Source organism: Candidatus Edwardsbacteria bacterium (assembly GCA_018821925.1).
Taxonomy (GTDB): domain Bacteria; phylum Edwardsbacteria; class AC1; order AC1; family EtOH8; genus UBA2226.
In genome coordinates this window covers 1-13,183 of the sequence record JAHJLF010000077.1, presented here as the reverse complement: position 1 = coordinate 13,183, position 13,183 = coordinate 1, and the positions used below count along the sequence as shown (strand labels likewise).

The window sequence follows — 13,183 nt, the reverse complement described above, 5'->3', positions numbered from 1 at the left end:
CACTGGTTATCATTGTAAATAGAAAGGAGAACGGAAATGAAAACAAAATTAGCCCTTATTGCCTTATTGATGTTTAGCTCGCTTTGGACGCCACGACTGATGGCCGACACTAAAGTGAAAATCAACATCAACCTACCACTGGTGCAGATCAAGGAGGAGCCGGTGATGGCGGTCATCCCCGGGACCTACATCTATTTCATCTACGGTTACGAGCACGATTACTTCTTCCATGGCGGTTACTGGTGGAGGTTCCATCACAACCGCTGGTATCGGGCCCATCATTACAACGGCCCTTGGAAATATCGGAAGAACAAATATGTTCCGGCACCGTTTTTCAAGCTCTCACCCGAGTGGCGCAAAATGGCCACGGCCCATTCCGGCATCAAACATCAGGATATGAATAAGAACTGGAAGCAATGGGAAAAGGAAAAACGCTGGGATAAAAAACAGGACCAGAAGGGAATTAAAAAAGAAATCAAAGAAGAAAAGCAGGACAAGAAAGACGACAAGGACAAGAAAGACAAAGATAACAAGAAATCCGGCAAGGGCCGGAAGTAATTCCGGACAGAACAGAAAAAGGGCGCTGACATCAGCGCCCTTTTTTATTTTTCTTTTATTTTATGACCACCATCTTTTTAACGGCGGTGCTGCCGGCGGCGTTTAACTGATAGAAGTAAACGCCGTTGGAGACAGCCCGGCTGTTCCAGTTGACGGTATTGTTGCCCGCGTCACCACGGCCGTTGACGATGCTGACAACCTGTCCGGCCACGTTGTAGACCTTGAGGCTGTAGTCCCCGGCTCTGGGCAGGCTGAAGGATATCGCGGTGTTGCCGCTCACCGGGTTGGGCCGGTTCTGGTTCAGCACGAAGGGCTGAACCACGGTGCCCGGCTTGCCGGCTACGCCTGACGGAGATAACCAGTCTATGGTGTTGATGGCGGTGCCGTTGTAGAAAAAGTCGTACACTTGACTCCAGGGTGAATTCTCTCCTCCATAATGAGATCTGACCTTGTAATACCATACCACGCCTGCCTGGGGTAAACCGATCACTGGCGGTGTGTAATTGGTGTTGCACCACGATATATAATCATAGTTGCCGGCAGCATTAGCCCAATTTGGTGTTTTGGAAATTGTCAATTCATACTGGCCATTGATACCAATCATAGGCCCCCATATAAAATGCAGGGTGTCGTTGTTGACGGTGTCCATCACCGCATCGATCGGGCCGCCCACTCCACCCTCGGCAGTGCCGCACAGCAGGTTGGGAAGGTCGATCTCCCGCGGCCTGGCAGGGGCTGCCAGCAGGGTGGCGGTGGGAACAGTCAGGTAATACAGGCTGTCCATCGCGGCGGGCGGGGCCAGGATATGCAGCTTGTCCCCGCCGGTATATTCGGCCGCTTCGACAAAGCTGTAATCGTAGGTGGCGCCAGAGTTGGTCAGGTAGACATGTTGCAGCCAGGTGTTGCCGCCGTCGGTGGAGGCCACTCCGATGATATCTGTGGTGGTATTAGAATTCTGGGAATAGCCCACATAGGTTGCAAAGATATTGCCGTATTGGTCATAACTGATGGACGGGTAATCGGCGTAAGAACCCACCAGGTCGCCGGGCGTCACCCCGGCCAGGTTGCCCGGGATCTCGGAGATGCGGGTGCAGGTCCATTGGGAAAAATCACCCGCCATCGTGGGATGATATTCAAACAGAGCCAAACCGTTCCACACCCCGTCGGAATGGCCATAAAGCAGGTGCGGCCTGTCCCCCGCCCAGCATCCGTCGTAACGGTACCACCAGCCACCGTCAGTATACTGATAAGGATGTCCGTTGGCATCGCTGCCTGAAACGGTCAAAATATTCGCGATCCCCCAGTTGATTCCGCCGTCGGTGGATATCCTATACATGGGCCGGTAATTGTATGTGATGGTATCCTCTTCTTCCCAAAATGCGAAGACCGTATCCCCGCTGGGTGAGAATATCCAGTCAGCATTGCCCAAGTCATAAGGGCAGGTATACCATTCCTTCCAACCCCAAGGGAACGAAATATCCCATGGAGGATCCCATGCCCCTAAACTTCTATCCGTTGTTAAAGCCATAAATATTCCGGCATCGCCTCCAAAGGCTACAGAAGACGAAACTGCACTGCAAATCAGCCGGAAATCAGATCCATCATCAAAAATTGACAGCGTAGGCAGATAAAATGCCCCTGAATCGGTAAGATTCACAGGAGTGCTCCATATCCCCGAAGTGAACCCACCCGAATCGTAACTAATACATATTGGCCAAGGTGCAATAGTAATTCTGTCCGCCCATATCAGATACGGTGTAAAGAAAAAATCCGCAGCCAATGCGGAATATGTACGTGAGCTTCTGTTCGATACAATAGTTTGGTTATTCCAAAATTGCCCTTCATCTGTTGAATAAGCAAAAGTTAGGTTAGACGGGGTTCCCCCAGAACCGCTGTACTGCGAATACAGCAGCATCAAGGAGTCTCCGCTCTTGCTGGAAACTATGCTTTTAGCGTAGCTTGGGGCTATAGTTCGCCAGGCATCGGCATAGCCCATGGGCCCGATGGTCACCATCCCGGCCGGAGCCTTTGCGGCCGGTGATTTCACAAATGTTGTTTGACCGGAAGCTCCTTCAAAGGATATGCCCTTTTTAGCCGGAGCGGCTAAAAGGCATGTCCAGCAGAAAAGCAACGCAAAAGAGACCAACCATGATCTTTTCATACCCGCCTCCTTAAAATAATTAAAGGATGGGATCATCAGGCTCCTTATTATCGGCGCCTGAAGTATAATCCCACCCTATCTGAATGTCAACAGTAAAATTTATTTTATTCTACCTCGGATACTGCCTCGGCGAACCAATCCTTCACCTGTTGGTATTTGGCCTTCATATCCTCCGGGCCTTTGACAAAATAGAGATCCTCCAACCTTAGTACCACCTCCGGCGGCAGGTCGTAATTGGCATACTTAGATCGGAAGGTGTAATGATACGGTGAATGCTTCATCCGCAGGACCGATAGCAGCCCGCCGATGGCGAAGTTGTAATAGAAATCAAAGGCATCCAGGTAATTGCTCCGGTTATATTCCTTGTCAAAGAACAATTGAAAAATGTCAAAACGAACCTTGGCCCGCCCCAACGCTATTTTCATATTTTCTTTGAATTTCTCCCTGTCCAGCGGCTGGGAGGCAATGATGTCCTTCCGGTCGAAATGGACGATGGGGTGGCCGTGGATCTCCGGCTCCAGGAACTTATCCGGCTTCTCCAGCTCGCCCACCGCCAGATCTATCAGCAGAAACGGGCTGGCCTGCCTCAACCGGTAAAATTTCTGAAAGAAGCCGTGGGAGGTGGGCTGGGGCACATCGAAGATCAGGTCGAACCCGGCCAGCTTTTCGATGGTCGCTTCGGCGACCTGGAAGACCCGAGGGATGGATTCCCGGTCGGCGATGACCATAAAGTCTATATCGCTCCACCGATCCACCCGGCCAAAGGCCGCCGCCCCGCCCTGCCACAGGGTATGAACATAATTCAATGGTTCCAAAGCATCTACTACGGCCTGAATGATCTGCTCTCTCGGCAGTTTATTTTCGGACATGCTCAGATCCTTTTCGACATTATTTCAAAGAAATATTTTCCAGCTCCTTCACCCACTCCCGATAATCCTTCCGAAACTGCCAGTTGGGCCGGGAATGAATAGCATCCAAAGCAGCTTGACGGTATTTAGGTTCATGGGTAATCTCGAAAAGCAGAATGTTCAGTTCAACCTCCATTTTTTTCGGGCAGGAAGGCAGCATCTCCAATAAACCTATGGTAGCTTTCTCCGGCGTCATTTGGCCGCCTTTTAAAAACCCCGCTCTGGTCTCAATAATTTTACATCTGACAATAATTTCACTATTTCCTGATTGAACCGCTGCGGCCGAAGCTGTTCGAGAGTAATCCAACGATAGATCCGCCCTCTCGGCATCCAGCAAAGCCGTCGCTATTAATGCCTGGCATTCGCATAAATATTCTTTTAACGATAATTCCACGAAAATAGATTCCGCCCTTTTATACTGATCTAGGGCCTCTGCATTGCCACCTTTAGTTTTATAAATGATCCCCAAAGTCATCATCACGATCGCCTCGCCCCGCCTGTCCCCCAAACCCCTGGCCAGCCCCAGGCTCTGGGTGGCATATTTCAGGGCTTGGGCATATTCTCCTTGGTATGATAGAAGGATCCCCAGATTATTCAGCACCACCCTCTCCCCGGCCAGGTTGCCCAGCTCCCGGGCTATCTTCAGGCTGGTCTGATAGCAGTCCAGAGCTTTTTGGTAGTTCTCCTGATTATCATAGATCCCGGCCAGGTTGTTCAGGGCCACCCTCAGGGAATACTTATCGCCTATCTGGCGGGCCAGAGAGATCTGTTTTTGATAGCAATTTTCGGCCTGTACAAAATCTCCCCGAGAAAAATGGACACCTCCGATATTACCATAATCGGTTCCCAGCAGATAAAGATTTCCTATCTTCTCATCAATTGACAGTTTCTGATTATAACAGTCCATGGCCTTCTCATGCAGGCCTTGATACCAGTACATCAGTCCCTGATTGCCTAGGACGATGCTCAGGGAATGGTCATTGCCCTGAGCCCGGGCCTGCTGTTTGGTCAGATCAAAATATTTCTGGGCTTCGGCATAGTCCCCTTGGTTGCGGTACAATGTGCCCAGGTTCCCCATGGCGTCATGGTTTACATGTTTCAGGCCGGATTTTTCAGAGATCGCTATTGCCTCCAGGAACAGCGGCAAGGCCTCCTGGTATTTACCCCTCTGCAATAGGATAAACCCCAGCTGATTGGCTCCAGCGACGATTTCTTTGGGACTTTGGGCTTGCCTGGCCGCGCTCAGATTGCTGTAATTAGTCTCCTCAGCCTGGGTCCACTGGCCGGTTATTGTAAATATTGAGGCCCTTTTGGAATGTAGCGAGAAGGGATAATACGAAATTTGCCCCGGTCGGGGACCCGGCATTTCCAAAATGGCGATCGTATCTATGTTATATTTTGACATTCTTTTCAAATAATATAAAACAAGCGGGCTATAAGGCCCGCCTGTTTGGGTGAATATATCCTAGATCTTTGTTTCCGCGCCTTTTTTTAGGGCCTTGACATTAAGCTCCAGCATCTCCGGTTTTGCCCGCTTGAACACCTTGTCGAGAGCCTTGACGATGGAATCGACCGATACCGCCCCGGTCAGTCCGGCATAAGCGCCCAGGGCCACCATGTTGGCAATCTTGGTGGTCCCGATCTCCTCGGCGATCTTGTTGCAGGGCACATAGGCCACCTTGATGTCGGTCCGCTTGGGCCTGGAATTTACCAGCGAACTGTTGATGATCAGCAATCCGCCGGGTTTTATCAATGGCTCGAACTTGGCCAGCGAAGGCTCGTTCATCACGATGACGGTGTCAGGACGGGAGACCACCGGACTGGACACCTCCTCGGAGGCGATGACCACCGAGCAATTGGCGGTGCCGCCGCGCATCTCGGCCCCGTAGGCCGGAAACCAGGAGACGTTCTTGTTCTCCAGCAGCCCGGCTTGGGCCAGCAGAATGCCGGCCGAGATCACGCCCTGGCCGCCGAAACCCGAGATTCTAATTCCTTGATACATTATCTCTGCCCTCCTTCCTGCTCCGTCGAGCGGAATACGCCCAGCGGATACACCGGCATCATCTTTTCGTCCACGAATTTAACGCCCTGCAGGGAGTTCATCCCCCAGTTGGTGGGGCACATGGACAGGATCTCGACCAGCGAGAAGCCTTTTCCCTCGACCTGATTCTGAAAGGCCTTTTTGATAGCCCTCTTGGTCTTGATCACCCCCTGGGCGCTGCTGACCGAGGTCCGCTCCAGATACCTGGCGCCTTCCAGCTGGGACAGCAGTTCGCAGACCTTGATGGGGTAGCCGTTGACCTTGGCATCGCGCCCCTTGGGACAGGTGGTGGCCGGCTGGCCCATCAGAGTGGTGGGGGCCATCTGTCCGCCGGTCATGCCATAGATGGCATTGTTAATGAAGATGATGGTGATGTTCTCGGAGCGAGCCGCCGAATGGACCGTCTCGGCCATCCCGATGGAGGCCAGATCGCCGTCCCCCTGGTAGGAGAACACGATACAGCCGGGCTGGGAACGCTTGATGCCGGTGGCGATGGCCGGCCCGCGGCCGTGCGGCCCCTGGATCATGTCGCAGTTGAAATAATCGTCGGAGAACACCGCGCAGCCCACCGGGGCCACCCCCACGGTCCTTTCCCGGATGCCCAGTTCGTCCATCACTTCGGCGATAAGGCGGTGCACTATCCCGTGGCCGCAGCCCGGGCAGTAATGCATTTTAATGTCGACCAGACTGGATGGCTTTTTATTGATCAACTCCATTATCTACGCCCTCCTTTCTTGGTCGATTTTTTGGCAGCCTTTATTTTTACTGTTTTCTTTTTGACCGGCTGGGTTTTTTTAACAGGCTTGGGCTTCTTTGTTGGTTTGGCCTTTTTGGGGGCCTTGGCTTTTTTCGTCTGTTTGACTTTTTTAACCTGTTTGGTCTTTTCAACTATTTTAATCGCAATCGCCGGTTTGATGCTCTTGTAAAGCTTCTCTACCACGGCAAACACTTCCTCACCCGAGGGGATCCCGGCCGGCCGGGCGTAGAGATCGACCTGGGCGGTGCCATTGATGGCCAGGCGGACGTCGTCCACGAACTGGCCCTGGCTCATCTCCACCACCAGGAAATTCTTGACCCTTTGGGCCATTTTGGCCAGCTGTTTCTTGGGGAACGGCCACAGGGTAATGGGCCGGAATAAACCGACCTTCAGGCCCTTATCGCGGGCCATCTTCATGGCAGAGGCAGCAATGCGGGATGAGGTGCCGTAGGCCACCAGCACCAGCTGGGCATCGGCGGTATTCTTTTCCTCGAACAGAACCTCCCGGTCCTCGATCTCCTGGAACTTCTTGGCCCGAGCCCAGTTCATTTTCTCCAATTCGCCCTCCCGCAGGTCGTAGGAACGGACGATTCTTTTCTTTCTCCCGGCGGCGTTGCCCAAGGACCAATCGGGCTTCTTTAAAGTTGCCGGATCCACCGGCTGGAACTTGAACTCCACCGGCTCCATCATCTGTCCCAGGATGCCGTCGGCCAGGATCATGGCCGGCATCCGGTATTTCTCGGCCAGCTCGTAGCATCTCTTGGGAAAGTTGCCCATCTCGTCCACCGAATTCGGGGCCAGCACGATGGTGTGGTAATCCCCGTGGCCTCCTCCCTTGACCGACTGGTTGTAGTCTCCCTGCGAGGCGGCAATGTTGCCCAGCCCCGGACCGCCCCGGACCACATTGGCGAAGAATATCGGCAGGTCGGCCCCGGCGCAGTAGGAGATGCCCTCCTGCTTGAGGCTGATGCCCGGGCTGGAGGACGAGGTCATGGTGCGGATCCCGGTAGCCGCAGCTCCGTAGATCATATTGATGGCTGACACCTCGGATTCAGCCTGGATAAAAATCCCCCCCGCTTCGGGAAGGCGCCAGGACATATACTCCGGCACCTCGTTCTGCGGAGTGATGGGATACCCGGAAAAGAAGCGGCATCCGGCCAGGACCGCGCCCTCGGCCAGGGCTTCATTGCCCTTCATTAAGATCTTTTCACCCATTTATTTTCTCCTAAAAGTTTAGCTTAAACAGAAAAGGCGTGGATAAAGAATGATAATGCTTTACTTCCACACCGCAATGGCCAGGTCGGGGCATATTTGGGCGCACAGACCGCAGCCTATGCAGCAATCCGTTTTGGCCAGTTTGGCCGGGTAATAGCCGGTAACGCTGAAGGTGTCGGACATCTCTATGCAGCTTTTGGGGCAGGCCTTAGTGCATAGCTCACATCCTTTGCAGCGGGTCTCATCGACCCTGATTTCTGGCATAGTGGACCTCCTGAAATTATATATTAAGGATTTTATTTGGCTGGAAATGAGGTTCATTTATTGTATCAGAATCGGGGAATATTTTCAAGGGAAATAAACCCATAAAGTTTATGGCTAAACCTGCTTCGTGATTTGCGGTATATAACAAAACCCTTGACACCCGCCGGATATTTATATATAATTACCACTGTTTGCGGGCGTAACTCAGTGGCTAGAGTGCTACCTTGCCAAGGTAGACGTCGTGGGTTCGAATCCCATCGCCCGCTCCATTTTTATAATAAATCAGCCCTGTTTTAACGGGGCTTTTTTATTTGGCTGATCCGGCTCGATCGCTGTCTTGCTTAGTTCCATTGATGCGTGGGTTCTGCGCCGGCCGTAAAACACGACAGCAATTCAACGGCGCATCCGCCGTCGATAGGGCTACTATTTCTCTGCCGGCGGAAAATCCCATCGCCCGCTCCAGATTTGTGACATCCCCGCCCCGATAACATCCGGGGCTTTTTAATTGCCAATCGGGGTCGCCCGCTCCAGATAATTACAGGACAGGCTTTTAAAGCCTGTCCTTTTTTATTGCCTATCTACAGTTTTTTCGAATTATCTTTATGAGGGCAAATTTGATGGATTTTTTATCCCTCTGCCCTTTCTGTCCGGGCAGAAAGGGCGAAAGACCCGCCGGGGGCACAGGGCTAAAAGATTAATGAACCGCTTATATAAACAACAATAATTTAATGAAAAGAGCACACGCTGCGAAGCAGTGATCGTTTTTATATTGTTTCCCGCAGTTATTCGCACTGTGTCCCCGGACCCCATTTGGACGCCTGGTCCACTTAACTTAACCTGTAAGAATTTACAGGTTAAGCTGGGTCTTAGGGGGCGGCTACGGTCGGCGTTACTGGCATAATAGTCTTGGTGATAATAAAACAGCGGGGTGAAGACATATTATTATTAATTACGTTAGTTTGCCGCCCCCTAAAACTTTCGACCTCACCCTTCCCTCTCCTAATGCTTTAGGAGAGGGGTAGGGGAGAGGTGTTATAAGAGAAAGCGGGAAAGTAATTTTAGCGGCAAAAATAAAATCAAAAAGGCAGGCTGCTTTTCAGCAGTCCTGCCTTGTACTGGTACCGAGGGTCGGAATCGAACCGACACGTTCTTGAGGAACGAGGGATTTTAAGTCCCTTGCGTCTACCAGTTCCGCCACCCCGGCATAATGTGTAGCACTTCTTTGATTGCCTTTTGTCATACCTGCGGAAGCAGGTATCCAGATGGGATATGGATTTCCTCCTTCGTTCGCCATCGGCGAACTGCGGCGGACAGGCCCGCCGGAGTTTATCTCGCACTGTGATGCGGGACGGGAATGACCCACTCTGAATAAGTTCCTTAACTGGAGGCGGCTAGCGGGTTCGAACCGCTGAATAACGGTTTTGCAGACCGTCGCCTTACCACTTGGCTAAGCCGCCTTACTAATGTTATTGCTTCCCTGTCCTGAGCCCGGCCCTTTGCCTTGCTACTGAAGGGCCGCCCCAAATATCAATAAACCAATTTTACCAGTTTTCGGCCCCGCCTGTCAAGAAAATCCCTTTTCAGCCTAATTCCCCAGCCGATACTCCAGTTTGGTCTGGGCTGATCTATTCAAGTTGGACAGGGTCTCGGCGCTTTCGGCCAGCAGGTCGAATATCGAGGGACGGCGTTTCCTCTCCTTGATCACCTTGGGGGTTTCCTTAAGCCCGGCCATGTTACCGGCCATTATCACTGCATCGTCCTGGGTTCCCAGCCTGTCAACCAGTTTAAGCTGATAGGCCTGCCGTCCGGAGAGAACCCTGCCATCGGCAAACAATTTTACCGAGTCCAGCGGGATGCTGCGGCCCTCCGACACCGCTTCCATAAACTGCAGATGCACGTCGTCTATGGTGGCCTGCAATAACGCCCTCTCCTGGGGAGACATCTGGCGGAAGGGCGAGCCCATATCCTTTACCGCTCCGGCCTTGATCACCTCATAGCTGATGCCGATCTTCCTGAACAGTTCCTCCACCACGGCGTAGCTTAAAATGACCCCGATGGAGCCGGTGAGGCTGCCGGGATTGGCCACGATGGAATCGCAGCCGCAGGCTATATAATACCCGCCGGAGGCCGCCACCTCGCCCATGGAGCAGACCACCGGCTTCTTTTCCCTGGCCGTTTTGATAGCCTCATATATCTCCTGGGAAGCGGCCACTCCGCCGCCCGGCGTCTCCAGCCGGATCACGATGGCCTTGACGGAGTTGTTGTCGCGGTATTTCTTTATCATCCGCACGGCGTTTTCGGATGAGACTATCGGCCCGACGATCTCCACCAGCCCCACCGATTTTCCGTAGGAGATATCCATGGCGCTGTTGTCGGACACCGCCATCACGATGGCGCCGACGAAGATGACGACGACCATCAGCACCGCGGCCACGATCAAGGTTATGAAAATCCCTTTTTTCTTCATAAATTACTCCTGATTACTAAACCGGATTAACCGGAATTTATTGGACGCAGATTTAACTGACCTAATTAAACCACAAAGACACCAAGACACAAAGGTTATTGTTCTTTGAATTTTAACTTTAAACTTATGTGGAGTATCTCCTGTTTGGTACATGATTAGTAAATCAGTGTTTATCCGTGTCCTAAAAAAATATGTGTTTACATTTTTTTGGCTAACGATACCAATTGGTTCACCATATCCTTTTCTTTGACCTTGGCTATGATCTTTCCCTTTTGGAACAGCAGGCCCAGACCGTCGCCGCCGGCGATCCCCAGGTCGGCCTCCCGGGCCTCGCCCGGCCCGTTGACCACACAGCCCATCACCGCCACTTTTAGCGGTTTTTTTATCCCGGCGATTCTCCTCTCCACCTGAGCAGCGATCCTGGCCACGTCTATCTTGCAGCGGCCGCAGGTGGGGCAGGCATGGACCACCGGGCCGAAGGTTCCCAGCCCCAATGACTGAACGATCTCCCGGGCCACCGGGATCTCCCGGGCCGGATCGCCTGATAGCGATACTCGGATGGTGTCCCCGATGCCCTCGGCCAAAAGGGTCCCGATGCCCACCGCCGAACGGATGGCACCGGCCGCCGGGGTCCCGGCTTCGGTGATGCCCAGGTGCAAAGGATAGGGAATCATTTTGGATATTTTTCTATAGGCCTCGATGGTCATGGGCACGTCCGTGCCTTTGAGCGAGATGACGATATCGTCGAATCCCAGGTCCTCCAGTATCTGAACATGGCGCAGGGCGCTGGCTACCATGCCCCGGGCGGTGGGATGGCCGTCCCGGGTCAGAATATCCTTCTCCAGCGAGCCGGCATTGACCCCGATGCGGATGGGAACCTTTTTACCGGCCGCAGCCTTGACCACCTGTCTGATCTTATCTTGAGAGCCGATGTTCCCGGGGTTGATGCGCAGTTTGTCCACCCCGGCATCCAGGGCCATCAGGGCCAGGCGGTGGTCGAAATGGATATCGGCCACCAAGGGCATTTTGGTGCCCTGCCGGATACGGGCCAGAGCGGTGGCGGACTTTTTATCCGGCACCGCCAGGCGGATGATCTGGCACCCGGCCTTCTCTAATTTTTTTATCTGGGCCAAAGTGGCCCTGACGTTGCAGGGATCGGTGTTGGTCATGGACTGGATGGACACCGGGGCACTGCCGCCGATGACGATATTCCCCACCTTGACTGGCTGGGATTTACGGCGGGGATAGGTATTTTGTATCTTTTCTGGCATTTGGGGTATTATCGCAAATAGTTAGGGAAAATGCAATAGGGGAATAAAAATGCCCCCCTTATAGAAGGGGGCCGCAATATCCATCGATTGACCGGTTATGAACGGCTATATTTTACGGCCGGCAGAGCAAAGTGAAAAATCCAGATCCAATGCCCTGAATATTTTAAGCAGGGTTGTCATATAGCAGTTCTCGCCGTTCTCGACCTTGGATAACTGCTGCTGGGTTATATGGGCCTTAGATGCCAGTTCCCTTTGGGTCAAATGATATGCAGTTCTGGTTTCTGCTATCTTAACGGCCAATTCCGCCAATTCCTTTTCTTCCCGGTATGCCTTGGTAAATTTTTTATTTTGCATCTCCTTTTTAAGATGCTTTTGAAATGTCTTCATTGAACTCCTCCTGTAGCTTTTTCAGGCTGTACCTCTTAAGAAAATCACACCTGATGCCCACAGCCGCCTTTATTTCCCCGGCAGGCACCCGGTCGGAATTTTTACGTATTGCATGGGTTAAAACGATATAATCCCGGAAACAAAAGAAATACAAAAAACGGTACTGATTGCCGGTGACCTTTATCCTCAATTCGTGAATGCCGTCTTTCAGCAGGTCGGCATAGGGCCTGGGCAGATCGGGTCCGCGTTCCTCCAGCAGACCGATAAAACTCATGACCTTTGCCCGGCTTCTGGGCGGAAGGGCTTTTATAAAGTCTTCTATCCGGGATTCCCCGCCTTCCGTCTCGTAATAAATGATCTTCCAAGTCTTTTTCATTCTACATCAATTGTGATGTATTGTCAAGATGTATTTATTAATTATTTTGGGTTTGTTTTACTAATAATAGTCTATTTGGCAAATTTTCGTCAATGACCCAAATGAAGATTTATTGAAATATTTTTAGAATAGGTGCGGGAAATAAAAAAGGCCCCCTTGGGAAGGGGGCTTTTAAGTATTAGACAAGGAATTTTTAATCTATGGTTCTGTTATTTGCTTTGCGAATTTTTCTAACGTTTCTATTTCTGGGTGTCCAGCCTTTTTAGCAATTTCAATATTTGGCTTTAAATTCCACCCAATAGATTTTACGCCTGCATTAATTAGTTCTTCTAATTTTTGTTTCCCTATTTCATAATATTCGGGAAAATGCGCATAACGATAAAACCATAATTCACACATTAAATCTTGGTTTTCTTTGTTACTTGCGAAAGCTTTTTCTATGTATTCTTTGGCCTTTTCCATGTTGCCCTTCCATAACAACAAACGTGCATAATTTCCAAGAGTATTACAATGGGTAGGGTCAATATCCAATATCTTCTTATATAATTCCTCTGCTTGATCGTAATTTTTATTTATTTCCATTAAGACATTTGCATAATTGCCAATAATTTCCACATTAACTGGCTCGACTTCTAATATCTTCCTATATAATTTCTCTGCTTTTTCATATTCTTTCAGATATTTTGATAAAAAATCTGCATTATATCCAATAATTGTAATATTTTTTGGGTCTAAATCTAAAGCTTTTTCAAAATATTTTTTTGCATCATTAATATTT

13 protein-coding genes and 3 tRNA genes are annotated in these 13,183 nt (G+C 51.1%); 2 read left to right on the top strand and 14 right to left on the bottom strand.

What is annotated here, in order from left to right; translation table 11 throughout:
- The first annotated feature begins 36 nt into the window (after positions 1-36).
- Positions 37-558, top strand: coding sequence for a hypothetical protein (locus KJ869_09970; protein ID MBU1577512.1), 522 nt, complete (start codon positions 37-39; stop codon positions 556-558).
- Between the two features lie 55 nt (positions 559-613).
- Here the strand turns inward: KJ869_09970 and KJ869_09965 are convergent, their stop codons facing one another.
- The 7 genes from KJ869_09965 to KJ869_09935 all read right to left on the bottom strand — a co-directional run bounded on the left by KJ869_09965 (position 614) and on the right by KJ869_09935 (position 7,904).
- On the bottom strand, positions 614-1,987 hold the full coding sequence (locus KJ869_09965; GenBank protein ID MBU1577511.1) for a T9SS type A sorting domain-containing protein: 1,374 nt from the start codon (positions 1,985-1,987) through the stop codon (positions 614-616).
- Between the two features lie 836 nt (positions 1,988-2,823).
- A complete protein-coding gene (locus KJ869_09960) occupies positions 2,824-3,588 on the bottom strand; it encodes a hypothetical protein (GenBank protein ID MBU1577510.1) in 765 nt (254 codons plus the stop codon).
- A 19-nt stretch (positions 3,589-3,607) separates the two neighbouring features.
- Positions 3,608-4,993 (bottom strand): tetratricopeptide repeat protein, encoded by a 1,386-nt coding sequence (locus KJ869_09955; GenBank protein ID MBU1577509.1) that lies wholly within the window; start codon positions 4,991-4,993, stop codon positions 3,608-3,610.
- A 99-nt stretch (positions 4,994-5,092) separates the two neighbouring features.
- Complete coding sequence (locus KJ869_09950; GenBank protein MBU1577508.1) at positions 5,093-5,629, bottom strand: 2-oxoacid:acceptor oxidoreductase family protein; 537 nt, start codon at positions 5,627-5,629, stop codon at positions 5,093-5,095.
- Positions 5,629-6,384, bottom strand: a complete 756-nt coding sequence (locus tag KJ869_09945) for a 2-oxoglutarate oxidoreductase (GenBank protein ID MBU1577507.1) — start codon at positions 6,382-6,384, stop codon at positions 5,629-5,631. Before KJ869_09945 ends, KJ869_09950 begins: the two co-directional genes overlap by 1 nt.
- Complete coding sequence (vorB, locus tag KJ869_09940; protein ID MBU1577506.1) at positions 6,384-7,640, bottom strand: 3-methyl-2-oxobutanoate dehydrogenase subunit VorB; 1,257 nt, start codon at positions 7,638-7,640, stop codon at positions 6,384-6,386. The genes KJ869_09945 and vorB overlap by 1 nt, the downstream gene beginning before the upstream one ends.
- A gap of 60 nt (positions 7,641-7,700) precedes the next feature.
- Entirely contained in the window at positions 7,701-7,904 is a 204-nt protein-coding gene (locus tag KJ869_09935; protein ID MBU1577505.1) for a 4Fe-4S binding protein, read from the bottom strand.
- A gap of 193 nt (positions 7,905-8,097) precedes the next feature.
- On the opposite strand from KJ869_09935, the gene KJ869_09930 reads away from it, so the two are divergent.
- Positions 8,098-8,173, top strand: a tRNA-Gly gene (locus KJ869_09930).
- An 847-nt stretch (positions 8,174-9,020) separates the two neighbouring features.
- On the opposite strand, the gene KJ869_09925 is transcribed toward KJ869_09930, so the two are convergent.
- The 7 genes from KJ869_09925 to KJ869_09895 form a co-directional block, all read right to left on the bottom strand.
- A tRNA-Leu gene (locus tag KJ869_09925) sits at positions 9,021-9,108 on the bottom strand.
- Between the two features lie 178 nt (positions 9,109-9,286).
- Positions 9,287-9,361 (bottom strand) — tRNA-Cys (locus tag KJ869_09920).
- Positions 9,362-9,489: 128 nt separating this feature from the next.
- Complete coding sequence (gene sppA, locus KJ869_09915; GenBank protein MBU1577504.1) at positions 9,490-10,371, bottom strand: signal peptide peptidase SppA; 882 nt, start codon at positions 10,369-10,371, stop codon at positions 9,490-9,492.
- Positions 10,372-10,568: 197 nt separating this feature from the next.
- Entirely contained in the window at positions 10,569-11,642 is a 1,074-nt protein-coding gene (gene ispG / locus KJ869_09910) for a flavodoxin-dependent (E)-4-hydroxy-3-methylbut-2-enyl-diphosphate synthase (protein ID MBU1577503.1), read from the bottom strand.
- Positions 11,643-11,747: 105 nt separating this feature from the next.
- Entirely contained in the window at positions 11,748-12,029 is a 282-nt protein-coding gene (locus KJ869_09905) for a helix-turn-helix domain-containing protein (protein MBU1577502.1), read from the bottom strand.
- Positions 12,004-12,405 (bottom strand): type II toxin-antitoxin system RelE/ParE family toxin, encoded by a 402-nt coding sequence (locus KJ869_09900; protein ID MBU1577501.1) that lies wholly within the window; start codon positions 12,403-12,405, stop codon positions 12,004-12,006. The genes KJ869_09905 and KJ869_09900 overlap by 26 nt, the downstream gene beginning before the upstream one ends.
- Positions 12,406-12,603: 198 nt before the next feature.
- The coding region (locus tag KJ869_09895) for a tetratricopeptide repeat protein (protein ID MBU1577500.1) at positions 12,604-13,183 on the bottom strand (580 nt) is incomplete at its 5' end.

Excerpts from the sequence above, each read along its gene's own strand:
- sppA (MBU1577504.1), bottom strand. The coding sequence starts at position 10,371 with ATGAAGAAAAAAGGGATTTTCATAACCTTGATCGTGGCCGCGGTGCTG.
- KJ869_09970 (MBU1577512.1), top strand. The coding sequence starts at position 37 with ATGAAAACAAAATTAGCCCTTATTGCCTTATTGATGTTTAGCTCGCTT.
- KJ869_09905 (MBU1577502.1), bottom strand. The coding sequence starts at position 12,029 with ATGAAGACATTTCAAAAGCATCTTAAAAAGGAGATGCAAAATAAAAAA.
- KJ869_09950 (MBU1577508.1), bottom strand. The coding sequence starts at position 5,629 with ATGTATCAAGGAATTAGAATCTCGGGTTTCGGCGGCCAGGGCGTGATC.
- KJ869_09900 (MBU1577501.1), bottom strand. The coding sequence starts at position 12,405 with ATGAAAAAGACTTGGAAGATCATTTATTACGAGACGGAAGGCGGGGAA.
- vorB (MBU1577506.1), bottom strand. The coding sequence starts at position 7,640 with ATGGGTGAAAAGATCTTAATGAAGGGCAATGAAGCCCTGGCCGAGGGC.
- KJ869_09960 (MBU1577510.1), bottom strand. The coding sequence starts at position 3,588 with ATGTCCGAAAATAAACTGCCGAGAGAGCAGATCATTCAGGCCGTAGTA.
- KJ869_09935 (MBU1577505.1), bottom strand. The coding sequence starts at position 7,904 with ATGCCAGAAATCAGGGTCGATGAGACCCGCTGCAAAGGATGTGAGCTA.
- KJ869_09945 (MBU1577507.1), bottom strand. The coding sequence starts at position 6,384 with ATGGAGTTGATCAATAAAAAGCCATCCAGTCTGGTCGACATTAAAATG.
- ispG (MBU1577503.1), bottom strand. The coding sequence starts at position 11,642 with ATGCCAGAAAAGATACAAAATACCTATCCCCGCCGTAAATCCCAGCCA.
- KJ869_09955 (MBU1577509.1), bottom strand. The coding sequence starts at position 4,993 with ATGCCGGGTCCCCGACCGGGGCAAATTTCGTATTATCCCTTCTCGCTA.